The organism is Delftia sp., from assembly GCF_059499305.1.
Genome location: NZ_JCABYI010000030.1, coordinates 281,822 through 308,402, shown reverse-complemented (window position 1 = coordinate 308,402; position 26,581 = coordinate 281,822). Strand labels below are relative to the sequence as shown.

Below are 26,581 nucleotides of genomic sequence, written 5' to 3'. Positions count from 1 at the left end.
CCACCAAGAGGTACACCCCATGAGCAACGACACCACGATGTCCGAGGTCCGCCGCCAGGTGACGGCCGAGGAATGGCAGACCCGCATCGAGCTGGCCGCCGCCTACCGGCTGGTCGCCCACTTCGGCTGGGACGACCTGATCTTCACCCACATCTCGGCGCGCGTGCCGGGCCAGCCCGACCAGTTCCTGATCAACCCCTACGGCATGCTGTTCGACGAGATCACCGCGTCCAGCCTGGTCAAGGTGGACCACGAGGGCCGGCCGCTGATGGAGACCGAGTACGACGTCAACCCGGCCGGCTTCGTCATCCACAGCGCCATCCACGACGGCCGCCCCGAGGTGCAGTGCGTGCTGCACACGCACACGCGCTATGGCGTGGCCGTCTCGGCGCAGAAGGAGGGGCTGCTGCCCATCTCGCAGCAGTCCATCTTCCCGCTGGCGCGCCTGGCCTACCACGACTACGAAGGCGTGGCCCTGCGCGACGACGAGAAGCCGCGCCTGGTCGATGACCTGGGCGCCAGCAACTTCCTCATCCTGCGCAACCACGGCCTGCTGACCTGCGGCCGCAACGTGGCCGAGGCCGTGCTGGCCATGTACACGCTGGAGTCGGCCTGCCGCATCCAGATCCTGGCGCAGTCGGGCGGCGGCGAGCTCACGCGCATCCCGCAGGACATCATTGCCGACGCGGTCAACCAGTCGCGCCAGGTCACCAAGGGCAAGGGCGCAGGCCTGGCCTGGCCCGGCCTGCTGCGCCGCCTGGACCGCATAGACCCTTCTTACAAGGACTGAAGGAAACCATGGGAATTCTGGTCAACATCCATCCGAGCATGGGCGCGCCCATCGTCGACTCGCTGCGCGCGCTGGCGCCCGGCGTGCAGGTCTGGGGCCACCGCGAGGAGGCGCCGGCCGATGCGGTCGAGGCCATGCTTGCCTGGAGCCTCAAGCCGGGCGTGCTGCCGGCCTATCCGGGCCTGAAGCTGCTGTGCGCGCCCAGCGCGGGCGTGGACAAGCTGCTGGCCGTGCCCGACCTGCCGGCTGGCCTGCCCGTGGCGCGCACCGTCGATCCGCAGCAGCATGTGGAGATCGCCCAGTACGTGGTCGGCACCGCGCTGCGCCACACGCGCGAGCTGGACCTGTTCGCGCGCCAGCAGCAGGCCGGCGACTGGCTGCGCCGCCCCGTACGCGCCAGCGCAGACTGCCGCGTGGGCATCCTGGGCCTGGGCGAGGTCGGCCGCTTCGTGGCCGGCGCCATGCAGGCCATCGGCTACCCCGTCGCAGGCTGGAGCCGCAGCGCCAAGAGCATTGCAGGCCTGGCCACGCACAGCGGTGCCGAAGGTCTGAAGCAACTGCTGTCCACCAGCGACATCCTGGTCTGCGCCCTGCCGCTCACGCCCGAGACGCGCGACCTGCTGGACCGCCGCACCCTGTCCCTGCTGCCGCGCGGCGCCTACTTCATCAACGTGGGGCGCGGCGAGCAGGTGGTGGAAGACGACCTGCTGGCCCTGCTCGACGAAGGCCACCTGGCCGGCGCCGCGCTGGACGTGCTGCGCGACGAACCGCCCCAGCCCGGCAACAAGGTCTGGGGCCATCCCAAGGCCTTTGTCACGCCGCACATCGCGGCCCAGGCCTCGGCCGACACCGTGGCGCGCCAGTGCCTGGAGAACCTGCGCCGCCTGCGCGCGGGCGAGCCGCTGCTCAACCTTGTGGATGTGGCGCGGGGGTATTGAGCCTTGTTTTCCATCCGACGCTGCGCTGTTGCGTGGCGTTTTTTCATCGCCGGGCCGCCCCAAGATCAAAAGCGGCCCCCTTGGGGGGCAGCGGACCTTGCGCAGCAAGGGGAGCGTGGGGTCATTTTTCATCGCCGGGCCGCCCCAAGATGAAAAGCGGCCCCCTTGGGGGGCAGCGGACCTTGCGCAGCAAGGGTAGCGTGGGGGCCATTTTTTAACTGAGAAGAATCCAGAGACACCATGCCTTCGACTTCCCGCCGCAGCTTTTTGCAATCGACCGCTGCCGCCGCTGCAGCGGCCACCACCGTGCTGGCCCCCTCGGCCTGGGCCCAGAGCCCCTGGCCCTCCAAGCCCATCCGCATCATCGTTCCGTACACGGCAGGCGGCTTCACCGACCAGATGGCGCGCCTGCTGCAGGTCGGCCTGCAAAAGGCCCTGGGCCAGCCCGTCATCGTGGAGAACAAGCCCGGCGCCAACAGCATCATCGGCGTGGACCAGATTGCCAAGGCCGCGCCGGACGGGCACACCTTCGGCGTGGTCATCGCGGCCTATGCGGCCAACACCACGCTCTATCCCAAGCTGCCCTACAACCCGAAGAAGGACCTGGTCGGCGTCTCGCTCATGGGCGTCTCGCCCCTGGTCGCTGCCGTGGCCATGAACGCGCCCTTCAAGACCACGCCCGAGCTGATCGCCTATGCCAAGGCCAATCCCGGCAAGGTGGGCTTCGGCTCCTCGGGCAGCGGCTCCAGCGCCCACCTGACCACCGAGCTGATGAAGCTGCTCACCAGGACGGACATGGTCCACGTGCCCTACAAGGGCGCCGCGCCCGCGCTGGCCGACCTCATGGGCGGCCAGATCCCGCTGTTCCTGGACCCGCCGCCCAACCTCATCCAGCCCGCCAAGGCCGGCCGCATCCGCCTCATCGGCGTGGCCAGCGACAAGCGCCTGGCCGCGCTGCCCGACGTGCCCACCTTCGTGGAGCAGGGCTACGACGGCCTGCTGGGCAGCACCTGGGCGGCCATGATCGCGCCGGCCGGCGTGCCGCGCGAGATCGTGCAGCGCATGTCTGCCGAGGTGTCGCGCATCATCCGCAGTGCCGAGGTGTCGCAGCGGCTGGAGCAGGTGATGGGGACGTTTGCGGAGGGGTCCACGCCTGAGGAGTGTGATCGGTTCATTGCTGCAGAGACGGAGAAGTGGGGGAGGGTGATTCGGGAGGCGAAGGTGACGGTGGACTGAGTCTTTCTTGTTCTCGGGTCTGTTTTTTGACCCGGCAGGGGCAAAAACAATCAGGCAGCCCCCACCCTCCACCGCCTCCTCGGCGCTCTCAACGCATGCCTTTCCCGATAGGCAGCAGGCGCCATCCCCACATACCGCAAGAACACCCGCCGAAACGCAGAGGCATCCCCATACCCGCAGGCCAGCGCCACGGACGGCACGCTCTCCAGCGTGATCTCCAGCAGCACCCGGGCCCGTGCGCAGCGCAGGCGGTGCAGGTGGTCCAGCGGGCTGTGGCCCAGCTCCTGCTGGAAGTGGCGCAGCAGGGTGCGCGGGCTGGTGGATGCCGCGTGCGCGAGGGCCTGCAGGTCATAGGGCTGCTCCACGCGCGCTTCCAGCCAGGCGATGGCATGGGCCAGCACGCTGTTGCGCGTGGCGGGAATGCGGCGGTCCTGCAGGGCGGCGCGGGTGGCGCGTTCGCGCTGGGCATCGGGCTGCAGCACGGCGGCCAGCGCTGCGGCCAGGTCGTCGCCGAAGGCATGGCGTGTGAGCGCGACGGCCATGGGTGCCAGGGCCTCGGGATGGGAGGCGCTGAGCCAGGGCCTGTCGTCCACGAAGGGCTGGCCCTCGGCCAGTTCGATGCCCGGGAAGTCCAGGCCAAAGCCGCCCATGAAATACCAGGGCAGGGCCACAAGCCGGCCCTGGCAGCGGCCGCCCGCTGCCGCAAACCAGGCGGCGCTGCCCAGCGTGCAGACGGCCAGGCCCTGGTCGAAGGCCGTGGTGATGCGGCGCACGAGGGCCGGATGCGCGGCGACGATGTCGCGGATGGAGGGAATGTCAGGGCAGTGCAGCGCGCTCACGAAGACGGCCTGCGCGGGCCCTTCGGCTGCCGCGCCTTCGTCCGCGTGCGGCATGGTGGGCAGGGGCCGGCCCTGGCCGTCGACCCAGCGCCAGCCAAAGCGCGGTGCGCGCCGGCCCAGGCGCAGGCTGGCGACCAGGTTGGCGCTGCGCAGCATCTCCACCAGGTGCGCGGCGTGGCCGATGGCGCTGTGCTCCAGGCAGGGCAGCTCGATGACAAAGGTCCGGGGCATGGCGGTTCTGGCTCCTCGAATGGCGATTTTGACGTGCCCGTCATACGTGCTTCACTTTTAGCATGGCTGCTTGTGCCACTTTCCAGGACCACGAAGATGCTCCACACCAGCGCCGAGACAAAGCCTTCCTCCTTCCCGCGCACAGGCCTGCGCTCCATCGCCCTGGCCGGGCTGCTGACCTGCGGCCTGCCACTGGCGGCCAGCGCCCAGGGGCTTGATGCACAGGGCCTGGCGGCCCTGGATGCCGCCATCCAGCCGCTGGCGCCCAAGATGGTGGAGTGGCGCCGCGACATCCACCAGCACCCCGAACTGTCGGGGCAGGAAGAACGCACGGCCAAGGTGGTGGCCGATCACCTGCGCCGCCTCGGCATGGAGGTGCAGACCGGCGTGGGCGGCACGGGCGTGGTGGGCGTGCTGCGCGGCGGCCAGCCGGGCAAGACCGTGGCGCTGCGTGCCGACATGGATGCGCTGCCCGTGGCCGAGAAGACCGGCCTGCCCTTTGCCTCCAAGGCCAAGGCCCAGTACATGGGCAAGGAAGTTTCGGTCATGCATGCCTGCGGGCACGATGCCCACGTGGCCATGCTCATGGGCGCGGCCGAGGCGCTGGCCGGCATGCGCGCCAAGCTGCCCGGCACGGTGAAGTTCATCTTCCAGCCCGCCGAGGAAGGCGCTCCCGTGGAGGCCGATGCCCACGGCCATGTGCCCAGCTTCGGCGCCAAGGCCATGGTGGAGGCCGGCGTGCTCAAGGACGTGCAGGCCATCTACGGCCTGCACATCACGTCCAACCTGCCGTCGGGCATGGTGGGCTACCGCAGCGGGCCGCTGATGGCGGGTTCGGACAGCCTCAGCATCCAGGTCGAGGGCCGGGGCGGCCATGGCTCGTCGCCGTGGAATGCGGTCGATCCCATCGTCGCGGCCAGCCAGGTGGTGCTGGGCCTGCAGACCGTGGTCAGCCGCCAGCTCAACATCAGCCTGGAGCCGGCCGTGCTGACGATCGGCTCCATCCAGGGCGGCACGCGCTACAACATCATCCCGGACAACGTGGAGATGCAGGGCACGCTGCGCACCTTCGACGAGGACATGCGCCAGGAGGCACACAAGCGCATCACCGCCACGGCCGAGCAGATCGCGGCCTCCAGCGGCGCCAAGGCCAAGGTGCGTTTCGGTCCCGTGGCCTATCCGGTGACCACCAACCCTGCCGCACTGACCGAGGCCTCGCTGCCCGCGCTCAAGCTGGCCATGGGCGGCAAGGCCATGGTGATTCCCAAGGTCAGCGGCTCCGAGGATTTCTCGGAGTTCCAGAAGGTGGTTCCGGGCTTCTTCTACTTCCTGGGCGCGCCGCCGGCAGGCCAGGATTTCGCGAAGGCGCCGTCCAACCACTCGCCGCTGTTCGACATCGACGAGAAGCAACTGCCCACGGGCGCGCGCTCACTGGCCGCGCTGGCCGTGGACTATCTGCAGCGCAACCCATAGTTATTCGACTCGCCCTGAGCGGCGGAAGCCGCTTCCCGTTGCACGGTGCCCCTGGCTTGAGATCGAGTCCGTGCGAACCGCGTCGGCTTTATTTGGCGCTGGCGATTGCCGATGGGCCTTTCCACCACCGGGCGATGGCGAGCCGGAAGGGCAGCAGCAGCGCCACGCCCAGCACCAGCTTCACGCCCAGGTCGCCCAGGGCCCAGGTCACCCAGGGCTCGGCGGCGCCCGCGAAGGCGATGCTCCAGAACAGGAAGGTGTCCAGGCAGGCGGCCAGCAGCGTGGCCACCAGGGGGGCACGCCACCAGCGGCCCGCACGCAGGCGGTGGAACACGCCGATGTCCAGCCACTGCGAGGCAATGAAGGCCGCACCCGAGGCCAGCGCGATGCGCGGCGGCGCCAGCACCAGCGAGGCGGCCACGGCCACGGCAAAGCCCACCCAGGCCGCGCGCCGGGCCTGCTGCGGGCCGAAGCTGCGGTTGACCAGCTCGCTCACCAGGAAGGCGAACGGATAGGTGATGGCGCCCCAGGTCAGCCAGTCGTTGATGGCGTACTGCACCAGGATGTTGGACGACAGCACCACCACGCCCATGGCCGCAATGGCGGCCAGCAGCTGGGTGCGCGAGGGGGCGGCGAAACGGGGCGGACGCGGTGTCATGCTGCGCCACCGGAGCCGCGTGCCCCCGACGAGGGCAGGGGCAGCCCGAGGATGGCGCAGGCCACGGCCTCGCCCACCTTGACGCCGTCCACGCCGGCCGACAGGATGCCGCCCGCGTAGCTGGCGCCTTCGCCGGCCGGGTACAGGCCGCGCGTGTTCAGGCTGTGGAAATCCGCGCCGCGCTCGATCTTCACGGGCGAGGAGGTGCGCGTTTCCACGCCGGTGAGCACGGCATCGTGCATGTCGTAGCCGCGGATCTTCTTGCCGAAGGCGGGCAGCGCCTCGCGCATGGCCTCGATGGCATAGGCGGGCAGCACGTGGTGCAGGTTGGTCAGCGTGATGCCGGGCTTGTAGGAGGGCTCGACCTCGCCCAGCGCGGCCGATTCCTTGCCCGCGATGAAGTCGCCCACCAGCTGGCCCGGCGCGTTGTAGTTGCGCCCGCCCAGCAGGTAGGCCTTGGTCTCCAGCTGGCGCTGCAGCACGATGCCCGACAGCGGGTGCAGCTCGCCGTCCTTGAGGTTTTCCACGCCATGGGTCTTGCCGTCGAAGGCCCAGGCAAAGCTTTTGGCATCGCGCGGGTAGTCGGAGGGGTCGATGGCGCAGACCATGCCGGCGTTGGCATTGCGCTCGGCGCGCGAGTACTGGCTCATGCCGTTGGTGACCACGCGCTCGGGCTCGCTGGTGGCCGCCACCACGGTGCCGCCCGGGCACATGCAAAAGCTGTAGACCGCGCGCCCGTTGCTGGCGTGGTGCACCAGCTTGTAGTCGGCCGCACCCAGCAGCGGGTGGCCGGCATGCCTGCCCCAGCGCGCGCGGTCGATCACGCTTTGCGGATGCTCGATGCGAAAGCCCACCGAGAACGGCTTGGCCTCCATGTGCACGCCGCGCTCGTAGAACATGGCGAAGGTGTCGCGCGAGCTGTGGCCCAAAGCCATCACGGCATGGTCGGTCTCCAGCCACTGGCGCTCGCCGCTGTCCTGGTCCAGCACTTCCAGGGCGGTGAGACGGCGATCCTTGCCCTCGCCCTCGATGCGCATGTCACACACGCGCTGGCCGAAGCGGATCTCGCCGCCCAGGCGGATGATCTCCTCGCGGATGCCCTCGACCACCTTCACCAGCTTGAAGGTGCCGATGTGCGGATGCGCGGCATAGAGGATCTCGGGCGGCGCGCCGTGGGTGACGAATTCCTGCATCACCTTGCGGCCCAGGTGGCGCGGGTCCTTGATCTGGCTGTAGAGCTTGCCGTCGGAGAAGGTGCCTGCGCCGCCTTCGCCGAACTGCACATTGGACTCGGGCACCAGCTCGCGCTTGCGCCACAGGCCCCAGGTGTCCTGGGTGCGCTCGCGCACTGAGCGGCCGCGCTCGATCACGATGGGCCTGAAGCCCATCTGCGCCAGCACCAGGGCCGCAAAAATGCCGCAGGGCCCGAAGCCCACCACCACGGGCCGGCGCTGCAGGTCGGCAGGTGCCTGGCCCACGGCATGCCAGCGCATGTCGGGCGTGGGGTTCACATGGGCATGGCTGGAGAACTGCTCCAGCAGCGCGGTTTCCTGGCTCTCGTCGGCCAGCGTCAGGTCGACGATGTAGACGGCCAGCAGCTCGGCCTTGCGCGCATCGAAGCTGCGCTTGTGCACGTGCACGGAGGCAATGGCCTCCTCGGCAATGCCCAGCTGGCGCGCGGCCAGGGCGCGCAGCGGCTCCAGGGGCAGATATTCGGTGTGGCTGTCGGGGTGGTATTGCACTGCCGACAGGGGCAGTTTCAGTTCAGAGACGCGGATCATGGCTTGTACCTATCAAGCAGAGGGCCGGCGATGGTAAGCCAAAGTGGGCGACCGCACAGGCTGCGGGCCGCACAGCCTTGGGGTGTGCTCGGGTTCGGATTTTCCGCCAGATATTTCCGGTGCTGGTGCCGTCCCGATCCGGGCACGGACCTTGCATGCAGGGCCGGCCATCCGCGAACGGGGCCCTTCAGTCCCGCTCTGATGGGGTGGCTGCATCTGCGCGAAGTGGTGGTGGAACGGATGTAAGCTCGCGGCAAGCCTGCGGGCGGGTGCTGCCCCAGGTGAACAAGATCAACGCATTCCACGCACCACAAGGAGACATTTCATGAAGCAACCCCCTTCCAGGCAACGCCTGCCTGCATGGCAGTGGATCGGCCTTGCGGCCGCCACGCCGCTGTTCCTCGCATCGTGCGGTGGTGGTGGCAATGGCGGATCGGGCCAGGACGACCTGGCCGCCTGTGCCATCACCTCGGGCGATGGCAGCGTGGTCGTGGGCTCGGGCCTGCCCGGTGATCCGGCCGCACCCGAACCCTCGTCGGGCTACCGCCTCGGCAAGAAGGCCCTGCACACCTCCAAGTACATGGTGGTCACGGCCAACCCGCTGGCGTCCAAGGCCGGTTGCGAGGTGCTCAAGTCCGGCGGCTCGGCCGTGGATGCGGCCGTGGCCGTGCAGATGGTGCTGGGCCTGGTGGAGCCGCAGTCCAGCGGCATTGGCGGTGGCGCCTTCATGCTCTACCGCGATGCGGCCACGGGCAAGGTCGTGGCCTATGACGGCCGCGAGACCGCGCCGGCTGCCGCCACGGAAAACTACCTGCGCTACGTGGACGATGCCACCGACCAGACCGCGCCCAAGCCTTCGGCGCGCTCCAGCGGCCGCTCCATCGGCACGCCGGGCGTGGTGCGCATGCTGGAACTCGCGCACAAGGACTACGGCAAGACCGCGTGGCCCCAGCTGTTCAATTCGGGCATCGACCTGGCCAGCAAGGGCTTTCCCATCAGCGGCCGCATGGCCGCCGCGCTGGAGGGCTCCAAGACGGAGCTGGCGCGCGATGCCGATGCCGCCAAGCTGTACTTCGATGCCCAGGGCAAGCCGCTGGCGCTGGGCGCCAAGTTCGTCAACCAGCCCTATGCCGACACGCTGCGCAGCATCGCCACGGGCGGTGCCGATGCCTTCTACCGTGGCGACCTGGCCCAGGCCATCGTCAGCAAGGTGGGCGTGACGCAGACCGTCTCGGACGGTGCGCCCATCACCCCCGGCAAGACCACGCTGCAGGACCTGGCCAGCTACGAGGCCAAGCGCCGCGAGGCCGTCTGCACCACCTACCGCGCGCGCTACATGGTCTGCAGCATGCCGCCGCCGTCGTCCGGCGGCATCGCCGTGGCACAGGCCATGGGCATTCTGGAGAACTTCGACCTCAAGGCCTATGCGCCCACGGCCATCGATGGCGAGGGCGGCAAGCCTTCGGTGATGGGCGTGCACCTGGTCAGCGAAGCCCTGCGCCTGGCCTATGCCGACCGTGACAAGTACGTGGCCGACACCGACTTCGTGTCCCTGCCCGGCGGCTCGCCGGCCCTGATGCTGGACAAGAGCTACCTGCGCCAGCGCGCCGCCCTCATCTCCACGACCAAGAGCATGGGCACGGCCCAGGCAGGCAACTTCGGCACGCCTTCGCAGGGCGTGGTCGATGTCAAGGAGGCCGGCACCACGCACATGAGCATCGTCGATGCCAAGGGCAACGCGCTGAGCATGACGACCACGGTGGAGTCCAGCATGGGGTCCTTTCACGTCACGCGCGGCTTCGTGCTCAACAACCAGCTGACCGACTTCGCGGCCATCCCCAGCACCGCCGACGGCCCGGTCGCCAACCGCGTGCAGCCGGGCAAGCGCCCGCGCAGCTCCATGGCGCCCACGCTGGTGTTCGACCTGAAGACCGACGGCACCGCCGGCGACTTCAAGATGGCCACGGGCTCGCCGGGCGGCAGCACCATCATCCAGTACGTGACCAAGACCCTGGTCGGCGCGCTGGACTGGGGTCTGGATGCGCAGCAGGCCACGTCGATGGTGGACTTCGGCGCGGCCAACAGCCCGACCACCAACGTGGGCGGCGAGCACCCCAACATCAACACGGCCAATGGCGGCAACGACGATCCGCTGGTCAGCGGCCTGCGTGCCCTGGGCCATGTGGTGTCCATCAGTGCGCAGTCCAGCGGCATCGGCACCATCTTGCGGGTGCAGCGCAATGGGCAGGCGCAGCTGGAAGGTGGGGCTGATCCGCGCCGTGAAGGGCTTGTTCTGGGCGATACCGTTCGCTGATTTCGGTCTGATGATTGACTGAGGAAGGCGCTGCTGGCAGGGATGCTGGTGGCGCTTTTCTTTTATGGGGTCCATAGCCTGCCCCCGGCAGGGACAAAAAAACATCCCTGAATGGCAGCCGCTCTGAAGGCATACGCCCCGTAACTGTCACGTCAAAGACATGCCCCAATCACCGCGATGCGCACAAAAAGCAGCCCGCAAACTCCGCAAACCAAGTAACCACGTCACCCTCCGCTATAGAGTTCCACTCCCCGCACCCACGCTGCGCGTTTTCCCCACAATCCCCAACGCTACGGGCTTGCCCGAATCCATGGTTGGCATGCATCCATCTAAATTGAACAGCAGCAAGTTCGATGGTCGTGAGCCTCTGAGGAAGATGGAAATGCAAAGACGAGTGTTTGGCGCATGGATGTGCGCATCGGTCCTGATGACGGGCGCAGCATGGGCGCAGGACAGCTATCCCAGCCGCCCCATCAGCCTGGTCGTGCCCTACGGCGCGGGCGGCGTGACCGATGTGGTGGCGCGTGCGCTGGCACAGGGCATGGGCAAGCAGCTGGGGCAGACCGTGGTGATCGAGAACAAGCCCGGCGCGGGCGCGTCCATGGGCGTGATGGACATGCGATCGGCCAAGCCGGACGGCTACCGCCTGACGCTGGCGCCCGTGAGCATCTTCCGCCAGCCGCACATCCAGAAGGTGCAGTACGACCCGGTGCGCGATCTCAGCTACATCGCCACCTACATGACCTATGACTTCGTGCTGGCCGTGCCCCAGGACTCGCCGTTCAAGACGGTGCAGGACCTGGTCGAGTTCGCCAAGAAGAATCCGGGCGCCGTGGACTACGGCACGCCGGGCAAGTTCACGGCCAACCACGTGGTGATGGCGCTGCTGGAGCAGGCCACGGGCGCACGCTTTACGCATGCGCCCTTCAAGGGCGATGCCGAGGCACTGAACTCGCTGATGGCCGGCCATATCAAGTCCGGCGTGTACGCCAACACGGTGCTGCCGTACCTGAGCTCGGGCAAGCTGCGCGCGCTGGCCTCGGCCTCCGAGGTGCGGCCCGAGGCCTTTGCCAACGTGCCCACGTTCCGCGAGGCCGGTTATGCCTTCGATGTGCCCTCGCCCTTGGGCATTGCCGGGCCGCGCGGCCTGCCGCCCGAGATCGTGCGCAAGCTCGAAGCCGCCATCAAGGCCGCCATGGACGACCCGGCCTTCCGCCAGGTCGTCGGCAACTATGGCGTGCGCACGCAGTTCCGCGGGAGCCAGGAGTACACGGCGTTCGCCAGGAAGGCGTTCGAGGACGAGAAGAAGATCGTGCAGAACATAGGCCTGGAGGATTGAGGCCGCTACGCGGGCGGCAGCCCGGCCATGGCCCGCAGGTCCACCAGCCGGTCGTACTCGGCCGCCGTGACCAGCCCCAGCTCCACGGCCGCCTCGCGCGGCGCAATGCCGCGCGCCATGGCCTCGCGCGTGATGCGTGCCACGGCGTCATAGCCCAGCACCGGGTTGAGCGCGGTGGCCTGCAGCAGCGAGTGGCTGACCTGCTGCTCCAGCCGCTCCGTATGTGCCTGCAGGCCGGCCACCAGTTTCTCGGCAAACACGCGGATGGCGTCGCCCAGCGCGCGCATGGCGCGCAGCAGGTGGTGGATCAGCACGGGCTTGGCCACGTTGAGCTCGAAGTGCCCGGCCGAGCCCGCCAGCGTGACGGTGAGGTGGTGGCCCATGGCCTGGTAGGCGGCCTGCACCACGACCTCGGCCACGGTCGGGTTGCGCTTGCCCGGCATGATGGAGGAGCTCAGCCCATCGTCGGGAAACACCAGCTCCCCCAGGCCGCAGCGCGGGCCTGAGCCCAGCAGGCGGATGTCGTTGGCCATCTTGGCCAGCGAACCGGCCACCACATTGAGTGCGCCCGAGACCTCGATGAGCGCATCGTGCGCGGCCATGCCTTCGAACTTGCAGGGATTGGGCGTGACCGCCAGGCCCGTGAGCGCCTGTATCTCCTCGCAGAAGATCCGGTCGAATCCGGCCGGCGCGTTGAGCCCCGTGCCGGCCGCCGTGCCGCCCTGGGCCAGGCTCCACAGCCGGGGCTGGGTGTCCCGCAGCCGGTGGATGCCGTGGCCCACCTGGTGGGCGAATGTCTCGAAGCTCTGGCCCAGCGTCATGGGCACGGCGTCCATCAGGTGCGTGCGCGCCACCTTGAGCACGCCGGCAAAGGCCAGGGCGCGTTCCTGCAGGCGCTGCTGCAGCTGTTCCAGGGCGGGCAGCAGGTGGTCGCGCAGCTCCAGCGCCGTGGCCAGGTGCATCACCGTGGGAAAGCTGTCGTTGGACGACTGCGAGGCATTGGCATGGTCGTTGGGGTGGACCGGGCTGCGCGTGCCCGGGGGCTGGCCCAGCATCTGGTTGGCGCGGTTGGCGATGACCTCGTTGGCATTCATGTTGGTCTGCGTGCCCGAGCCCGTCTGCCAGATGGTCAGCGGGAAATGCGCGTCCAGCAGGCCGTCGCGCAGTTCGGCGGCTGCGGCCTCGATCACCGCGCCGCGCTGGTCGTCCAGCACGCCCAGGCGCCGGTTGGCGAGCGCTGCCGCCAGCTTCTGCAGCCCGAATGCGCGGTACAGGCCCTGCGGAAAACGCTCCTCGCCAATGGTGAACAGCTCCAGCGCGCGCTGGGTCTGCGCGCCCCAGAGTCGGTCGGCAGGGATGTGGACGGGGCCGAAGGCATCGTGCTCGATGCGGGTATGAGCTTGGGTCGGTGCCTGGGCCTGGGTGCGTGTCTGGTCCATGGGCTCAGTCCAGCGAGATCTTCGCGTCGGCCGCCACCTTGCGCCAGCGCTCCACCTCGGCGGCCGTGTGGCGTGCCAGGGCTTCGGGCGCGTATTGATCTGCGGGCAGCAGGCGTATGCCCTGGGCGGCCATCCTGTCGGTCCAGGCCTTGTCGGCCAGGGCCTTCGTATAGGCCTGGTAGACCTTTTGCACCACGTCGCGCGGCGTGCCCTTGGGCGCGTAGATGCCGTACCAGGTGGCGGTCTCGAAGCCCGGCAGCAGCTTCTGGCCCAGGGCGGCGGCGCCCGGGAACTGGGGCATGGGCTTGTCCGAGGTGAGGGCGATGGCGCGGATGCGCTCGCCGGCCAGCTGGGGCAGGGCGGTGTTGGTCTGGTCGAACATGGCATCGACCTGGCCCGAGATCACATCGGTCATGGCCGGTGCCGCGCCCTTGTAGGCCACCTGGGTGATCTCCATCTGCGCGCGGCTGGCGAACAGCGCTGCCACCAGGTGCGAGGTCGATCCCACGCCCGCGTTGCCGAAGTTCAGCCGGCCCGGGTTCTGCTTGCCGAAGGCCACCAGCTCCTCGGCCGTCTTGTACGGGGAGTTCTTGCCCACCAGAAGCACCAGCGGCGTGTCGGGGAAGCGGAACACCGCCTCGAAGTCCTTGACCGGGTCATAGGCCAGCTTCTTGTACAGCGACGGCGCCGCGCCCATGTAGCCCATGTGGCCGACCAGGAAGCTGTAGCCGTCGGGCGCCGAGCGCGCCGCCTTGGCCGCGCCGATGGTGCCGCCCGCACCCGGAACGTTCTCGATGATGATCTGCTGGCCCAGCTGGGTGCTGGTGCGCTGGGCGATGTCGCGCGCCATGGCGTCCGTGGGGCCGCCGGCCGCGAAGGGCACGATCCAGGTCAGCGGCTTGGCGGGGTAGCCGCCCTGGGCGTGCGCGGCCAGGGCGAAGGTGGTGGCGGCCAGGGCAAGGGCCAGGCGTGGCAGGCGGGGAAGATGGAAAGGCATGGTGTTGTCTCCTGTAGTGCTGTGTTCTGTCCTGGGCCGGGATGTCAGCGGCCGCTGGCTGTATGGGCGCGCGACAGCGCAAGGGCGCGGTCCACCATCTGCTGGGCCTCGCCCAGGTAGTTGCGCGGGTCGGTGAGGCGCTGCAGCGCCGCGCGGTCGAAATGGGCTGTGACTTCGGGCAGGCGGGCCAGCGCATCGGCCAGCGTGCCGCCCTCGGCGTTGACGCTGCGGCAGGCGGCATAGACGATGTCGTGCGCCTGCTGGCGGCCCGTGTGCGGGGCCAGGCCCATCATCACGGCCTCGGCCACGATCAGGCCGTCGGTCATGTCCAGGTTGCGGGCCATGCGTTCGGGATCGACGATGAGGCCGCCCAGCATGAAGCGCGCCTGGTGCAGGGCGCCGGCCGAGAGCACGAAGCTCTCGGGCAGGGCCACCCATTCGGCGTGCCAGGGGCCGGTGGCGCGCTCCAGGTCCTGGACCATGGCGTCCAGCATCAGGCCCGCATGCTGGCGCACGGCCTTGGAGGCGGCCAGCATCAGCTCGCTGGAGATGGCGTTGCGCTTTTGCGGCATGGTGCTGCTGGCGCCGCGCCCGGTGACGAAGGGCTCGAACACCTCGCCGAACTCGGTGGAGGACAGCAGCATCACGTCGTAGGCGATCTTGCCCAGCGAGCCGGTGACCAGGGCCAGGAAATTCACGGCCTCGGCCAGGCCGTCGCGCGCCACATGCCAGGTGGTGGCGGGCACGCCCAGGCCCAGTTCTTCCATGAGCAATTGCTGCACTTCCAGGCCCCGGCCGCTCAGCGAGGCCAGCGTGCCTGCCGCCCCCGCGAACTGGCCCACCAGCACGCGCGGGCGCAGTTCCTTCAGGCGCTGGGCATGGCGGTCGAACATGGCCAGCCAGATGGCGGCCTTGTAGCCGAAGGTGATGGGCAGGGCGTGCTGCAGGTGCGTGCGGCCGGCCATGGGCGTGTCGCGGTGGCGTTCTGCCAGGTCGGCCAGGATGGTGCGCAGCGCGGCGATGTCGGCATCGACCAGGTCCAGCGCATCGCGCACCTGCAGCACGGTGGCGGTGTCCATGATGTCCTGGGTGGTGGCGCCCCAGTGGATGTAGCGGCCTGCGTCGCCGCACTGTTTCACCAGCTGGTGCACCAGCGGCAGGATGGGGTAGCCGACAATGTCGGTTTCCTTGCGCAGCAGCTCGAAGTCCAGCGCTTCGAGGCTGCAGCGCTGCGCGATCTCGTGTGCGGCCTCGGCCGGAATCACGCCGCAGCGGCCCTGGGCGCGCGCCAGCGCGACCTCGACCTCGATGTAGCGCGAAACCAGCGCGCTGTCGGCGAAGATGGCGCGCATGGCGGGGGTGCCGAAGGCGTCGCGGAACAGCAGCGAATCGATGGCGGTGCTGGCGGTGAAGGACGGAAGGGTCATGGTGCGTAATTGCAATTAAGTTCGGACATATCGATATTTTTATTTATGTACGTACATTACGAACATCCGGGTTTGCCTGGGGGGAAGGCCTGCGCCCATGGCTGAGACACGCTATGCCCAGGTGGCGCGCGACCTGTCCGAGCGCATTGCCTCGGGCGAATACGCCGTGGGCGCCCTGCTGCCTACCGAGCTGGAGCTGTGCGACCGCTATGGCGTGAGCCGCCACACCGTGCGCGCGGCGATTGCCGAGCTGCAGCAGTCGGGGCTGGTCTCGCGGCGCAAGAAGGTCGGCACGCGCGTGGAGGCGGCGCAGCCCCATGCGCACTACCGCCAGGCGCTGACCTCGCTGGAGGACTTGGTGCAGTTCGGCGCCACCCATGTGCGCGAAGTGCGGCGCATCGAGGAGGTGGTGCTGGACCAGGACCTGGCCGCCGAACTGGACTGCCCGGCCGGCAGCCGCTGGCTGGCCATCTGCAGCCTGCGCCGCGACGGCGCAGCGCCGCACCTGCCCATTGCCTGGACCGTGGTCTATGTGGATGCGCAGCGCTTTGACACGCAGGAACTGGCCGAGCGCGTGCGCGCCGCGCCCGAGTTGCTGGTCAGCAGCCTGCTGGAGCAGCAATACGGCCTGCGCATCGCGCGGGTGCGGCAGGCCGTGGTGGGAGCGCTCATTCCGGATGCGCTGTCGGAAGAGTTGCAGGCCCCGGCCGGGTCAGCGGCGCTGAAGATCGTGCGCCGCTACCTGGATACCGATGGGGAGTTGATGGACCTCAGTGTGACCTTGCACCCGGCCAGCCGCTACACATTGCATACGCAGCTGGACCGGGATCTGGCGAGCGTCTAGCCGTTGGCGTTGGCAGCTTCCGAGCCCTGCTCTGCGAGGAAGCCGCCGCTCTGGTGCGACCACAGCTTGGCGTAGATGCCGCCCAGCTCCAGCAGTTGCTGGTGCGTGCCCTGCTCGACGATCTGGCCCTGGTCCATGACGATGAGCCGGTCCATGGCCGCGATGGTCGACAGGCGGTGGGCGATGGCGATCACGGTCTTGCCGTGCATGAGGCTGTCCAGGCTTTGCTGGATGGCGGCCTCGACCTCGCTGTCCAGCGCGCTGGTGGCCTCGTCCAGCAGCAGGATGGGCGCGTCCTTGAGCATCACGCGCGCAATCGCCACGCGCTGGCGCTGGCCACCCGACAGCTTGACGCCGCGCTCGCCCACCTGGGCGTCGTAGCCGCTGCGGCCCTTGAGGTCGGTCAGCGTGGCGATGAAGTCCGAGGCCTCGGCCTTGTCCGCGGCGGCCAGCATCTCCTGCTCGGTCGCATCGGGGCGGCCGTAGAGGATGTTGTCGCGCATGGAGCGGTGCAGCAGCGAGGTGTCCTGCGTCACCATGCCCACGGCGCCGCGCAGGCTGTCCTGCGTGACGGTGCGGATGTCCTGCCCGTCGATGGTGATGCGCCCGCCCTGGGGTTCATGGAAGCGCAGCAGCAGGTTCACCAGCGTGGACTTGCCCGCGCCCGAGCGGCCGATCAGGCCGATGCGCTCGCCCGCGCGAATGTGCAGGTTCAGGTGGTCGATCACCTGCTTGCCGCCGTCCTTGTAGGCAAAGCTCAGGTCCTCGAAGGCGATGGCGCCGTGCGTGACCTGCAGCGGCCTGGCGTCGGGCGCGTCCACGATGGTGCGCGGCTTGGTCAGCGTGAGGATGCCGTCCTGGATGGTGCCCACGTTCTCGAACAGGCCCGTCATCTGCCACATCACCCAGTGCGAATAGCCCATCAGCCGCAGCGCCATGGCAATCACCGCTGCCACCACGCCCGCGCTGGCCTGGCCGGCAGACCACAGGTACAGCGCCGTGCCCGTGGAGCCCACCAGCAGCAGGGTGATCATCAGGTGGTTGGTGATCTCGAACAGGCTGACCAGCCGCATCTGCGCATAGCCGGTGGACTTGAAGGCGTCCATGGCGTTGCGCGCGTACTCTGCCTCGCGGCGCGTGTGGGCGAACAGCTTGACGGTGGCGATGTTGGTATAGGCATCGGTCACGCGGCCCGTCATCATGGAGCGCGCGTCGGCCTGCTCCTTGCCGATCTTGCCCAGGCGCGGAACAAAGTAGAAGCAGGCGCCGATATAGGCCAGCAGCCACAGCGCGAACGGAATCATCAGCCGCCACTCGAAGCTGGCCGCCAGCACCAGGATGCCGATCATGTAGACGCTCACGCCCACCAGCACATCGACCACCATGAACACCACTTCGCGCACCGACAGCGCCGTCTGCATGATCTTGGTGGTGATGCGGCCCGCGAACTCGTCCGCATAGAACGACATGCTCTGGCCCAGCATCAGCCGGTGGAACACCCAGCGCAGGCGCATGGGGAAATTGATGGCCAGCACCTGGTGCATCACTGCCGTGTGAAAGGCCAGCAGCAGCACGCTGGACAAGAGGATGGCGGCAATGCCCCAGACCGTGCCGCGCTGCTGCTCCCAGAAGCCTGCCGGCGACACGGTGGACAGCCAGTCCACCACATGGCCCATCAGGGCGAACAGCGCCGCCTCGTAGACGGCCAGCAGCGCCGAGGTGCAGGTCAGCAGCGCGATCCAGCCGCGCATGCCTTGCGTGCAGGCCCAGATGAAGGCGAAAAAGCCCTTGGGCGGGACCGTGGGCTCGACGCTGGGATAGGGCGGAACGCGTTTTTCAAAGAAACCGAACAAGATTTTTTTACTCCTTGGTCAGACCATCGTAGGCCAGAGTCGGGTTTGCCCGATGCGCGTTCAGCATGACCTTTGGGCGCAACATGTTTTGTAAGAGATCTCCACACAACTGTCATACGCGTGGGTTCGCGCCCGGATTTCAGTGCAGGGGAAACACGGCGCCGTGGGGAAGATTGTCCGCGTCCGGGGCCGCTTCGTTGTGCGCGAATGGGGAATGCAGCATGCCGCTGGCGGCAACAAAAAAGGCCTCTTGCGAGGCCTTGTGTTTCATGCCGCAGTGCAGTGCACTGCAGCGGGCGGGGCTTGCCGCCGGTCAGGCAGGCAGGAAGCCTTCCACCGACAGGTAGCGCTCGCCCGTGTCGTAGTTGAAGCCCAGCACCTTGGCGCCTGCGGGCAGCTCGGGCAGCTTTTGCGCAATGGCGGCCAGGGTGGCGCCCGAGGAGATGCCGACCAGGATGCCTTCCTCGCGGGCCGAGCGGCGTGCGTACTCGCGCGCGGGTTCGGCCTCGACCTGGATCACGCCGTCCAGCAGGCTGGTGTCCAGGTTCTTGGGCACGAAGCCTGCGCCAATGCCCTGGATGGGGTGGGGCGAGGGCTGGCCGCCCGAGATCACGGGCGATGCGGCAGGCTCCACGGCAAAGACCTTGAGCTGGGGGAATTGGGCCTTGAGCACCCGCGCCACGCCGGTCAGGTGGCCGCCCGTGCCCACGCCGGTGATCAGCACATCCAGGCCTTCGGGGAAGTCGGCCAGGATTTCCTGGGCGGTGGTGCGCACATGCACATCGATGTTGGCGGGGTTCTCGAACTGCTGGGGAATCCAGGCGCCAGGCGTCTGGCTGGCCAGTTCCTGGGCGCGGGCGATGGCGCCCTTCATGCCCTTTTCCTTGGGCGTGAGGTCGAAGCTGGCGCCGTAGGCCAGCATCAGGCGGCGGCGCTCGATGCTCATGCTCTCGGGCATGACCAGCACCAGCTTGTAGCCCTTGACGGCGGCCACCAGGGCCAGGCCCACGCCGGTGTTGCCGCTGGTGGGCTCGATGATGGTGCCGCCGGGCTTCAGGGCGCCGGATTTTTCGGCGTCCTCGACCATGGCCAGGGCGATGCGGTCCTTGATGGAGCCGCCGGGGTTGCCGCGCTCGGACTTGATCCACACATTGGCACCGGCGCCGAACAGGCGGTTGATGCGCACGTGGGGCGTGTTGCCAATCGTTTGCAGGATGTTGTCAGCTCTCATCGGACCTCCGCGATTTTGGGGTGGTGGTTGGACAGTCGGGGTGTTGCGCAGCCAGCGTGCGCGGTCACGGAGCATTGTGCACGCAGGCGTTCCATGCATGGGCTATATCGATATGGCCTGGACGGCTAACATCGCCGCATGAATCTACGGTTCCTGGAAACCTTTGTGCTGCTGGCCGAACTGCGCAATTTCCGCATGACGGCCGAGCGGCTGTACACCACGCAGGCCGCCGTCTCCAGCCGCATCGCCACGCTGGAGCAGGAGTTCGGCGTGCGCCTGTTCGACCGTGGCGTGCGCGAGGTCACGCTCACAGCCGACGGCGCCAAGGCCCTGGTCCATGCCGAGCGCATGCTGCGCCTCATGCGCGAGATGCGCGAGGACATGCTGGACAAGCAGGCCTATGCGGGCGTGATCCGCATCGGCGCCATCGAGTCCATCGTGCACAGCTGGTTTCCCCATTTCCTGGCGCTGCTGCAGCAGCGCTATCCGCGCCTGCAGGTGGAGATCGCCTGCGACACCACGCTGCACATGTCCGATCAATTGGTGAAGGGCCAGCTGGACCTGTCGCTGCAGGCCAAGCCCGTGACGGCGGCCGGCGTGGGCCATCTGTCGCTGGGTGAATTTCCCATGGCCTGGGTGGGCAGCCCCAAGCTGGGCATTGGCGACGAGACACTGAGCCTGGCCGAGCTGGCGGCCTTTCCCATCATGTGCTTTGCGCGCGGCTCCGAGCCGTATGCGGTGATCGAGCAGCTGTTCTCCACCGAAAGCAGTGCCTCGGTGCACCTGAACTGCATTGCCTCGGTGGCCACCATGATCCGCGTGGTCTGCGACGGCCTGGGCGTGGCCGCCGTGCCGCCGGCCATCATCCAGCGCGAGCTGGCCGAGCAGCGCCTGCGCCTGCTGCGCGTGGACCGGGAGTTCCCCTCGCTGCCGCTGGTGGCCTGCTACCGCAATGACCACCAGAACCCGCTGACCGAAGTGGTGGCGCGCGCGGCCGAGGAGACTGCTGCCGCCTTTGCGCTGAACCACGGCCAGGCCGTGGCGCGGCTGCCGGGCAGCGGCCTGGGCGGCTAGGCCCGAGGCCGCCTGGTCGATCAGCCCTGCGCCGAAGCCAGCAGCTGCTCCACGGCCAGGGCCACGGACAGCAGTCGCCGGTCCTGCCCGCCGAGGCCGGCCAGGCTCAGGCCCACGGGTGCCTCGCCTGCGCGGTGGCAGGGCAGGGAGATGGCGCAGCCGTCGAGGAAGTTGATCAGCGTGGGGTTGCGCAGGATCAGGCCGTTGGCGCCGAAGTAGGCCTCGTCGCTCTGCGTGAGGTCGGCGATCTTCGGGGCGACCACGGGCACGGTGGGCATGACGATCAGGTCATGGTCGGCCATCTGCGTGCTCACGGTGGCAATCCACTGCCTGCGGCGTGCCAGCAGGTCGATGTAGTCGGCCGCGCTGATGTCCTTGCCGCGCAGGATGCGCGTGCCCACGCGCGGGTCGTACTCGGACAGGCGCGTGGCGATGTGGTGGCGGTGCCAGGCCCAGGCCTCGGCGGCCGTGAAGCCGCCCTTGGAATTGATGTCGGCCAGCTCGCCGAAGGGCGCGACCACGGCATGGGTGATGTGGGCGCCCGCCTGCGACAGCCGGGCCAGCGTGCGCTCCCAGGCCGCGGCCACGGTGGCGTCCATGCCGTCCAGCACCACGTTGGTGGGTGCCAGCAGGCGCAGGCCCTGCAGCGGCGCGGCATGCAGCTCGCCCAGCGGCTCGCCGGAGAGGATGGCGTCCAGCGTGGCGCAGCAGCGCACGCTGGGGGCCAGCGGGCCGATGGAGTCCAGGTTGGCCGACAGCGGCAGCACGCCTTCCATGCTCACGCGGCGCGCCGTGGGCTTGAAGCCCGTGAGCCCGCACAGCGCCGAAGGAATGCGCACCGAGCCGCCTGTGTCCGAGCCGATGGCCGCCATGGCCATGCCGTCGGTGACCGAGATGGCCGCGCCCGAGGACGAGCCGCCCGGGATGCGGCCGCCGTCCTCGTCACGCTGCCAGGGATTGCGCGGCGTGCCGTAGTGCGGGTTGATGCCCAGTCCCGAGTAGGCGAACTCGGTCATGTTGGTCGTGCCCACGATGACGGCGCCGGCCTGGCGCAGGCGCTGCACCACTTCGGCCGTGCGCTGCGCGGGCGGTGCGTCGGCCAGCAGGCGCGAGCCGCCCAGCGTGGGAAAGCCGGCGATGTCGAACAGGTCCTTGACCGAGACCGGCAGGCCCTCGATGGGCGAGCGCGCCAGGCCGGCCGCACGCAGCACGTCGCTGGCGCGGGCCTCGGCCAGGGCCGCGCCCTGGAACACGCGCGTGAACACCTTGGGGCCTTCCCCCGACATGGTGCGGGCCAGGGCCTGCTCGGTCAGCTGCACCGAGGTGGTTTCGCCGCCATGCAGGCGCTGTGATGCCAGTTCCAGGCTGGGCAGGGGGAGGGCTTGGGTCATGTGGGAAGTCCTGTGGGTGAAGGCGGGCGTGGGCGGATCGGAGTCGCGGCTCAGGCCACGACGTCCAGCAGTTCGCTGCGGTAGCTGTGGCGGATGGAACGCTGGCTGCGGGGATCGTACAGCTCCATGGAGAACTGCGTCGAGGGGCGGATGCCGCCGATGGCGCCCACCGTGCCGCAGGTCATGCCGCAGCCTGCGGGCAGCAGATCCTTGCCGCCCGTGAAGCCTGCGATCAGGTCCTGGGGCGTGCGCAGGCTGGCCAGCGTGCCTTCCTGGTAGAGCACCTCGCGGCCGTCTTCCACGATCCACGAGCGCACGACCAGCTCATCCCAGTGGCCGGCCACGTCGGCAAAGCGCCAGGCCTGGGTGGCCACGGGCTTGACGCAGGCCTGCTTGGAAAAGGCCACGCTGTAGGCTTCCAGCTTGCGGTCCGTGTGGTCGGAGGCCAGGCTCACGAACATCTCGCCTTCGTGCGTGAACACGAAGACCTCGACCTCGCCCGAGGAGTCCGGGCCCAGCACCTGCAGCGCGCTGTGCTGGCTCAGCTGGTTGCTGGAGATGCGGTAGTACAGCGGCACGGCGCTGGGGCGCGGGATGCCGATGGCGGCCAGCTCCTCGATGTGGTGCTCGATGGCATCGCGGTCGCGGCCGGCCCAGCCGGCGACGATGAGGGTGTCGAATTCAGGGGCGAAGGTCTGGCCTTCGGGGGTGGTGAACTGCAGTTGCATGGCAGGCGATCCAGGGGGAATTCGGGGCCGCGGGCCCCGGTGAGAAAACGCGGAAGTCAGGCTGTGGCGTGCGGAGGGCGTGGAGCGGCACCGCACGCGCAGGCCTCACTGCTTCCTGACGAAGAGCACGACCAGGAAGGCCGCCAGGAATTCGAGGGCTGCCACGAAGTACAGGCCCGAGGACAGCGATCCCGTGCTGGTCTTGAGCGCGCCGATCATGTAGGGCGCCACGAAGCCGGCCAGGTTGCCGATGGAGTTGATCAGTGCAATGCCGCCGGCCGCCGCCGTGCCGGCCAGGAAGGCGGCAGGAATCGACCAGAACACGGGAAAGGCCGCGAGGATGCCGATGGAGGCCAGCGTCAGCGCGCACAGGGCGAGCACGGCGTTGTGCAGGAACAGGCCCGTGAGGATCAGGCCCGCCGCCGCGATCAGCGCGGACAGGGCGCAGTGCATGCGGCGCTCGCCGGTCTTGTCCGAATGCATGCCGTTCCAGACCATGGCCAGCGTGCCGGCCAGGAAGGGAATGGCCGAGATCAGGCCGATCTGCAGCGTGTTCTGGATGCCGATCTCCTTGATGATGGACGGCGACCAGAACGCGATGGTGGCGTTGCCGCTGACGATGCAGAAATACACGGCGGCGCACAGCCACACGCGGTAGTTGCGGCAGGCATCCAGGAAGGACACATGCTTGTGGCCGCCCTGGTTCTCGGCCTCCACGGCGGCGGTCACGGCGCGCTGCTCGGCCGCGCTCAGCCACCTGGCGTTGGCGGGCTTTTCGGGCAGGTACAGCAGCACGAAGAAGCCGGCGATCACCGAGGGAATGCCTTCCAGGATGAACAGCCACTGCCAGTTGGACAGATGGCCCACGCCCTGCATGCCATTCATGATGGCGCCCGCAATCGGGCCGCCCACGGCGCCGGCAATGGCGAACGAGGTCATGAACAGGCCGTTGACGCGCGCCCGGTGGCGGGCCGGGAACCAGTAGGTCAGGTACAGCACCACGCCGGGGAAGAAGCCGGCCTCCACCACGCCCAGCACGAAGCGCAGCACGTAGAACATGGTGGGCGTGGTCACGTAGGCCATGGCCATGGAGGCCGCGCCCCACAGGATGGTGATGCGCGCCAGCGTCTTGCGTGCGCCGATCTTCTCCAGCAGCAGGTTGCTGGGCACCTCGAACAGGAAGTAGCCGATGAAGAAGATGCCTGCGCCCAGGCCGTAGATGGCCTCGCTGAACTGCAGGTCGTCCAGCATCTGCAGCTTGGCGAAACCGACGTTGACGCGGTCTATCCAGGCCAGGATGAAGAGCAGGACCAGAAAAGGGATCAGGCGCCAGGCGATCTTGCGGTAGGTGGCGTCCATGTCGAGGGACGCGGCCTCGCCGGCGCCTGTGCTCTGTGCGAGGGGATGTGCGGCGGATGCCGGGCTGCTCATGGGGTGTCTCCTGTCTTCGAAAGTGCAGCGGGCACACGGGCCAGGCCGCTGGGACCGGGCCCGTGTGTCGTGGGAACCTCAGGCGTCTGGCGCTTGCAGCGGTTCCTTTGGCGGCAGTATCGAAAGGCAGGACAGGGCTGTCCAACAAGAAATTATGAGCAGGCCTGAATGCAAATTCTTATGGGCAGCAATGGTGCGGGCGCCGCACCGGCATGCGGCATGCGTGCACCATTTGCGCTCGGGAAAACCCTGATTTTTTCAGGCGGTGGCGGCGGCACGCGGCGCACGCAAGGGCTGCTTCCACAGCTCGGCCAGCAGCAGGCCGCCGATGGTCAGCACGCCGCCCACGGCGTGGTAGGCCGCCAGGGGCTCGCCCAATGCCATGAAGGCGATCACGGCCGTGAAGATGGGTACCAGGTTGAAGAACATGCTGGAGCGGCCCGGCCCGATGCGCGCCACCGACATCATCCACAGCAGCGGCGCGGCGATGGAGGCCATGATGCCCGCAAAGCCCACCAGCGGCAGGTTGGCCGCGTTCAGCCCCGTGCGCGGCGCCATCAGGAACAGCGGCAGCTGCGCGATCACGGCCACCAGGATCTGCAGGTACAGCAGTTGCACCGTGGCCAGGCGCGGCATGGGCCAGCGCTTGAGCAGGATGTTGTAGACGGCATAGGCCAGCATGGCCACGAACATCAGCGCGTCACCGCCATTGAGGCCCTGGGTGAGCAAGGTGGCAGGCTGCCCCGAAGACACCACCAGGGCCACGCCCGCAATCGCCAGCACGCAGCCCAGCACGGCGCCCCGGCTCAGCGCCTGGCCCAGCATGGCGGTGGACAGGCCCAGCACCATCATGGGCGTGAGCGAGCCGATCAGGCCCATGTGCGTGGCCGATGTCATATGGGCCGCGTAGTAGGCCAGGCTCTGGTAGATCACCATGCCCAGCATTCCCAGCACGACGAGGCGCGGCAGCAGCGGCCGGATGTCGGCGCGCTGGCGCCAGATGGACGGCAGCAGGAAAGGCGTGAACAGCACGGCTGCCACCAGCCAGCGGTAGAAACCGATCTCGGCCGCGCCGATGCTGTCGGCCGCCATCTTGCTGACCACGGTATTGACCGACCAGATGAGCACGGCGATCAAAGGGAAAAGGTAAGACCCCATTGGAAGACTCCTAAGACTGGTCCTATGATCGTTCTGTCCGACTTGGAGTGCATCCCTGGTTTCGGACAATCGATAGCGCAACCCGGACCATCCGCCATGCCCCGTCCCAGCAAGCCCATGCGCATCCAGAACGTCGAGGATGTGCCGGGCGAGTACTACTTCCGCTACGACGAATTCGGCGCCGACACCGAGGTGCCGCCGCACAGCCACAGCTGGGGTCACCTGAACTACACGCCCCACGGCAGCATGTGCATGGACACGGCAGGCCAGCGCTGGGTCTCGCCGCCGCAGTACGGCGTCTGGGTGCCGCCCGGCGTGGTGCACAGCTGCCATGTGGCGCACGCCGTGGTCTACCGCTCGGTCTACCTGGCGCCTGCGTTGTGCAGGGAGCTGCCGGCGCAGCCGTGCTCCATGCGCATCGGCGCCATCGTCAAGGCCATCCTGGCCGACTTTGCCGTGCGCGACGTGCACATTCCCGCCACCGACGCCGACCTGCGCCTGGCCCGTGTGCTCTACGACCAGTTGCGGGCCGTTCCCGTGGAGCCCGGCTATCTGCCGGCCGCCGAACACCCGGCCCTGGTCGAAGTGCTGACCCGCATGCGCGCTGCGCCCGAGGACCACCGCAGCCTGGCCCAATGGGCCGCCAGCGTGCACATGACCGAGCGCACCCTGGCGCGCCACTGCCAGCGCGAGCTGGGCATGGGCCTGGGCGAATGGCGCCAGCGCATGCGCTACCTGCTGGCCATCGACGCGCTGGAGGCCGGCCTGAGCGTGCAGCAGATCGCCTATGACCTGGGCTACAGCACGCCCTCGGCCTTCATCGCCATGTTCCAGCGCGAGGCCGGCACCTCGCCAGAACAATTCCGCCGCGAGTTCTGCATGCCGCCGTGAGGCTGTTGCGCCATCTGTCTGCAGCCCGGCCCCAGCCGCGAGATAATGCCGCCCGTGAAGCACGCCAGACCGCCGCTGGTGCAATCGTGGAAACACGGCACTGGAGGAACGTCCGGACTGCACAGGGCAGCGTAGCAGCTAACGGCTGTCCACCGTGAGGTGAGGATCAGAGCAACAGAGACGAGTCGGGGACATGTGCCGCCAACTTGGTGTTCTATGGGGTGCCAGCGCAAGCTGGCGACGGATGGCGCAAGCCAGACGCCCAGGCGAAAGCCTGGGCCCCATAGCCACCCGGGGACGCGGAACGCGTCCCCGGGTGAAACGGGCAATCTCTACGCGCAGCAATACCAAGTAGGCACACGTTGACGGGGCCCCCGGAGTGTGCGGGTAGGTAGCACCGAGCCGGGCGGCGACGCCCGGCCCAGATTAATGGCGGTCACATGCGGGCAACCGCGTGCACAGAATCCGGCTTATCGGCGCGCTTCACACTTTTTTCCATGCCCCGCCACCGGCGGGGC

Annotated in this window: 21 protein-coding genes and 1 other RNA gene; 10 read left to right on the top strand and 12 right to left on the bottom strand. The window is 68.4% G+C overall.

The window, feature by feature from the left end; all coding sequences use genetic code 11:
* Positions 1-19 precede the first annotated feature (19 nt).
* The 3 genes from AC5I49_RS18015 to AC5I49_RS18005 all read left to right on the top strand — a co-directional run bounded on the left by AC5I49_RS18015 (position 20) and on the right by AC5I49_RS18005 (position 2,964).
* Positions 20-790, top strand: a complete 771-nt coding sequence (locus tag AC5I49_RS18015) for a class II aldolase/adducin family protein (RefSeq protein WP_012203336.1) — start codon at positions 20-22, stop codon at positions 788-790.
* An 8-nt stretch (positions 791-798) separates the two neighbouring features.
* Complete coding sequence (locus AC5I49_RS18010; RefSeq protein ID WP_043791031.1) at positions 799-1,728, top strand: 2-hydroxyacid dehydrogenase; 930 nt, start codon at positions 799-801, stop codon at positions 1,726-1,728.
* 240 nt (positions 1,729-1,968) lie between these two features.
* Entirely contained in the window at positions 1,969-2,964 is a 996-nt protein-coding gene (locus AC5I49_RS18005; protein ID WP_074924316.1) for a tripartite tricarboxylate transporter substrate binding protein, read from the top strand.
* Between the two features lie 50 nt (positions 2,965-3,014).
* Here the strand turns inward: AC5I49_RS18005 and AC5I49_RS18000 are convergent, their stop codons facing one another.
* The gene (locus tag AC5I49_RS18000; protein ID WP_016454774.1) at positions 3,015-4,034 is read right to left on the bottom strand and encodes a GlxA family transcriptional regulator; all 1,020 of its coding nucleotides are present in this window, start codon (positions 4,032-4,034) and stop codon (positions 3,015-3,017) included.
* Positions 4,035-4,130: 96 nt separating this feature from the next.
* Here AC5I49_RS18000 and AC5I49_RS17995 point away from each other — a divergent pair, with 96 nt between their 5' ends.
* Positions 4,131-5,507 (top strand): amidohydrolase, encoded by a 1,377-nt coding sequence (locus AC5I49_RS17995; protein ID WP_016454773.1) that lies wholly within the window; start codon positions 4,131-4,133, stop codon positions 5,505-5,507.
* A gap of 88 nt (positions 5,508-5,595) precedes the next feature.
* On the opposite strand, the gene AC5I49_RS17990 is transcribed toward AC5I49_RS17995, so the two are convergent.
* Together AC5I49_RS17990 and AC5I49_RS17985 are read right to left on the bottom strand one after the other, a co-directional pair.
* Positions 5,596-6,165, bottom strand: coding sequence for a VUT family protein (locus AC5I49_RS17990; protein ID WP_209798944.1), 570 nt, complete (start codon positions 6,163-6,165; stop codon positions 5,596-5,598).
* Positions 6,162-7,946: an NAD(P)/FAD-dependent oxidoreductase gene (locus AC5I49_RS17985; RefSeq protein ID WP_495789682.1), complete on the bottom strand. Its 1,785-nt coding sequence runs from the start codon at positions 7,944-7,946 to the stop codon at positions 6,162-6,164. Before AC5I49_RS17985 ends, AC5I49_RS17990 begins: the two co-directional genes overlap by 4 nt.
* Before the next feature lie 325 nt (positions 7,947-8,271).
* Between AC5I49_RS17985 and ggt the strand changes: the two genes are divergently transcribed.
* Positions 8,272-10,260, top strand: coding sequence for a gamma-glutamyltransferase (ggt, locus tag AC5I49_RS17980; protein WP_017406720.1), 1,989 nt, complete (start codon positions 8,272-8,274; stop codon positions 10,258-10,260).
* A gap of 382 nt (positions 10,261-10,642) precedes the next feature.
* The gene (locus AC5I49_RS17975; protein WP_016448063.1) at positions 10,643-11,599 is read left to right on the top strand and encodes a tripartite tricarboxylate transporter substrate binding protein; all 957 of its coding nucleotides are present in this window, start codon (positions 10,643-10,645) and stop codon (positions 11,597-11,599) included.
* Positions 11,600-11,604: 5 nt separating this feature from the next.
* On the opposite strand, the gene AC5I49_RS17970 is transcribed toward AC5I49_RS17975, so the two are convergent.
* Genes AC5I49_RS17970 through pcaB form a run of 3 tightly spaced genes read right to left on the bottom strand, consistent with a single transcriptional unit; the run spans position 11,605 to position 15,462 of the window.
* Complete coding sequence (locus AC5I49_RS17970) at positions 11,605-13,038, bottom strand: class II fumarate hydratase (protein ID WP_495789681.1); 1,434 nt, start codon at positions 13,036-13,038, stop codon at positions 11,605-11,607.
* Between the two features lie 4 nt (positions 13,039-13,042).
* Complete coding sequence (locus tag AC5I49_RS17965) at positions 13,043-14,035, bottom strand: tripartite tricarboxylate transporter substrate-binding protein (RefSeq protein WP_012203368.1); 993 nt, start codon at positions 14,033-14,035, stop codon at positions 13,043-13,045.
* Between the two features lie 44 nt (positions 14,036-14,079).
* Positions 14,080-15,462: a 3-carboxy-cis,cis-muconate cycloisomerase gene (gene pcaB, locus AC5I49_RS17960; RefSeq protein WP_126312856.1), complete on the bottom strand. Its 1,383-nt coding sequence runs from the start codon at positions 15,460-15,462 to the stop codon at positions 14,080-14,082.
* A gap of 97 nt (positions 15,463-15,559) precedes the next feature.
* Here pcaB and AC5I49_RS17955 point away from each other — a divergent pair, with 97 nt between their 5' ends.
* The gene (locus AC5I49_RS17955) at positions 15,560-16,306 is read left to right on the top strand and encodes a GntR family transcriptional regulator (RefSeq protein WP_013804129.1); all 747 of its coding nucleotides are present in this window, start codon (positions 15,560-15,562) and stop codon (positions 16,304-16,306) included.
* Here the strand turns inward: AC5I49_RS17955 and AC5I49_RS17950 are convergent.
* Both AC5I49_RS17950 and cysK read right to left on the bottom strand, forming a co-directional pair.
* On the bottom strand, positions 16,303-18,159 hold the full coding sequence (locus tag AC5I49_RS17950) for an ABC transporter ATP-binding protein (RefSeq protein WP_016448059.1): 1,857 nt from the start codon (positions 18,157-18,159) through the stop codon (positions 16,303-16,305). The two genes, AC5I49_RS17955 and AC5I49_RS17950, sit on opposite strands and share 4 nt — an antisense overlap.
* Before the next feature lie 313 nt (positions 18,160-18,472).
* Positions 18,473-19,390, bottom strand: a complete 918-nt coding sequence (cysK, locus tag AC5I49_RS17945) for a cysteine synthase A (RefSeq protein ID WP_016448056.1) — start codon at positions 19,388-19,390, stop codon at positions 18,473-18,475.
* A 138-nt stretch (positions 19,391-19,528) separates the two neighbouring features.
* Between cysK and AC5I49_RS17940 the strand changes: the two genes are divergently transcribed.
* Complete coding sequence (locus AC5I49_RS17940) at positions 19,529-20,464, top strand: LysR family transcriptional regulator (protein ID WP_495789680.1); 936 nt, start codon at positions 19,529-19,531, stop codon at positions 20,462-20,464.
* 20 nt (positions 20,465-20,484) lie between these two features.
* Here the strand turns inward: AC5I49_RS17940 and AC5I49_RS17935 are convergent, their stop codons facing one another.
* From AC5I49_RS17935 to AC5I49_RS17920, 4 genes are all read right to left on the bottom strand, one after another.
* Positions 20,485-21,855, bottom strand: a complete 1,371-nt coding sequence (locus tag AC5I49_RS17935) for an amidase (protein WP_495789679.1) — start codon at positions 21,853-21,855, stop codon at positions 20,485-20,487.
* Positions 21,856-21,905: 50 nt separating this feature from the next.
* Positions 21,906-22,583, bottom strand: coding sequence for a DUF2848 domain-containing protein (locus AC5I49_RS17930; protein ID WP_016448053.1), 678 nt, complete (start codon positions 22,581-22,583; stop codon positions 21,906-21,908).
* Positions 22,584-22,688: 105 nt separating this feature from the next.
* Positions 22,689-24,014: an MFS transporter gene (locus AC5I49_RS17925; protein ID WP_016448052.1), complete on the bottom strand. Its 1,326-nt coding sequence runs from the start codon at positions 24,012-24,014 to the stop codon at positions 22,689-22,691.
* Positions 24,015-24,272: 258 nt separating this feature from the next.
* Positions 24,273-25,172: a DMT family transporter gene (locus tag AC5I49_RS17920; RefSeq protein WP_016448051.1), complete on the bottom strand. Its 900-nt coding sequence runs from the start codon at positions 25,170-25,172 to the stop codon at positions 24,273-24,275.
* Between the two features lie 96 nt (positions 25,173-25,268).
* On the opposite strand from AC5I49_RS17920, the gene AC5I49_RS17915 reads away from it, so the two are divergent.
* Entirely contained in the window at positions 25,269-26,063 is a 795-nt protein-coding gene (locus AC5I49_RS17915; RefSeq protein WP_016453123.1) for an AraC family transcriptional regulator, read from the top strand.
* Positions 26,064-26,119: 56 nt separating this feature from the next.
* Positions 26,120-26,552: RNase P RNA component class A (gene rnpB, locus AC5I49_RS17910), an RNA gene on the top strand.
* The last annotated feature ends 29 nt before the right edge of the window (positions 26,553-26,581 follow it).

Excerpts from the sequence above, each read along its gene's own strand:
- AC5I49_RS18015 (WP_012203336.1), top strand. The coding sequence starts at position 20 with ATGAGCAACGACACCACGATGTCCGAGGTCCGCCGCCAGGTGACGGCC.
- AC5I49_RS18010 (WP_043791031.1), top strand. The coding sequence starts at position 799 with ATGGGAATTCTGGTCAACATCCATCCGAGCATGGGCGCGCCCATCGTC.
- AC5I49_RS18005 (WP_074924316.1), top strand. The coding sequence starts at position 1,969 with ATGCCTTCGACTTCCCGCCGCAGCTTTTTGCAATCGACCGCTGCCGCC.
- AC5I49_RS18000 (WP_016454774.1), bottom strand. The coding sequence starts at position 4,034 with ATGCCCCGGACCTTTGTCATCGAGCTGCCCTGCCTGGAGCACAGCGCC.
- AC5I49_RS17995 (WP_016454773.1), top strand. The coding sequence starts at position 4,131 with ATGCTCCACACCAGCGCCGAGACAAAGCCTTCCTCCTTCCCGCGCACA.
- AC5I49_RS17990 (WP_209798944.1), bottom strand. The coding sequence starts at position 6,165 with ATGACACCGCGTCCGCCCCGTTTCGCCGCCCCCTCGCGCACCCAGCTG.
- AC5I49_RS17985 (WP_495789682.1), bottom strand. The coding sequence starts at position 7,946 with ATGATCCGCGTCTCTGAACTGAAACTGCCCCTGTCGGCAGTGCAATAC.
- ggt (WP_017406720.1), top strand. The coding sequence starts at position 8,272 with ATGAAGCAACCCCCTTCCAGGCAACGCCTGCCTGCATGGCAGTGGATC.
- AC5I49_RS17975 (WP_016448063.1), top strand. The coding sequence starts at position 10,643 with ATGCAAAGACGAGTGTTTGGCGCATGGATGTGCGCATCGGTCCTGATG.
- AC5I49_RS17970 (WP_495789681.1), bottom strand. The coding sequence starts at position 13,038 with ATGGACCAGACACGCACCCAGGCCCAGGCACCGACCCAAGCTCATACC.
- AC5I49_RS17965 (WP_012203368.1), bottom strand. The coding sequence starts at position 14,035 with ATGCCTTTCCATCTTCCCCGCCTGCCACGCCTGGCCCTTGCCCTGGCC.
- pcaB (WP_126312856.1), bottom strand. The coding sequence starts at position 15,462 with ATGACCCTTCCGTCCTTCACCGCCAGCACCGCCATCGATTCGCTGCTG.
- AC5I49_RS17955 (WP_013804129.1), top strand. The coding sequence starts at position 15,560 with ATGGCTGAGACACGCTATGCCCAGGTGGCGCGCGACCTGTCCGAGCGC.
- cysK (WP_016448056.1), bottom strand. The coding sequence starts at position 19,390 with ATGAGAGCTGACAACATCCTGCAAACGATTGGCAACACGCCCCACGTG.
- AC5I49_RS17940 (WP_495789680.1), top strand. The coding sequence starts at position 19,529 with ATGAATCTACGGTTCCTGGAAACCTTTGTGCTGCTGGCCGAACTGCGC.
- AC5I49_RS17935 (WP_495789679.1), bottom strand. The coding sequence starts at position 21,855 with ATGACCCAAGCCCTCCCCCTGCCCAGCCTGGAACTGGCATCACAGCGC.
- AC5I49_RS17930 (WP_016448053.1), bottom strand. The coding sequence starts at position 22,583 with ATGCAACTGCAGTTCACCACCCCCGAAGGCCAGACCTTCGCCCCTGAA.
- AC5I49_RS17925 (WP_016448052.1), bottom strand. The coding sequence starts at position 24,014 with ATGAGCAGCCCGGCATCCGCCGCACATCCCCTCGCACAGAGCACAGGC.
- AC5I49_RS17920 (WP_016448051.1), bottom strand. The coding sequence starts at position 25,172 with ATGGGGTCTTACCTTTTCCCTTTGATCGCCGTGCTCATCTGGTCGGTC.
- AC5I49_RS17915 (WP_016453123.1), top strand. The coding sequence starts at position 25,269 with ATGCCCCGTCCCAGCAAGCCCATGCGCATCCAGAACGTCGAGGATGTG.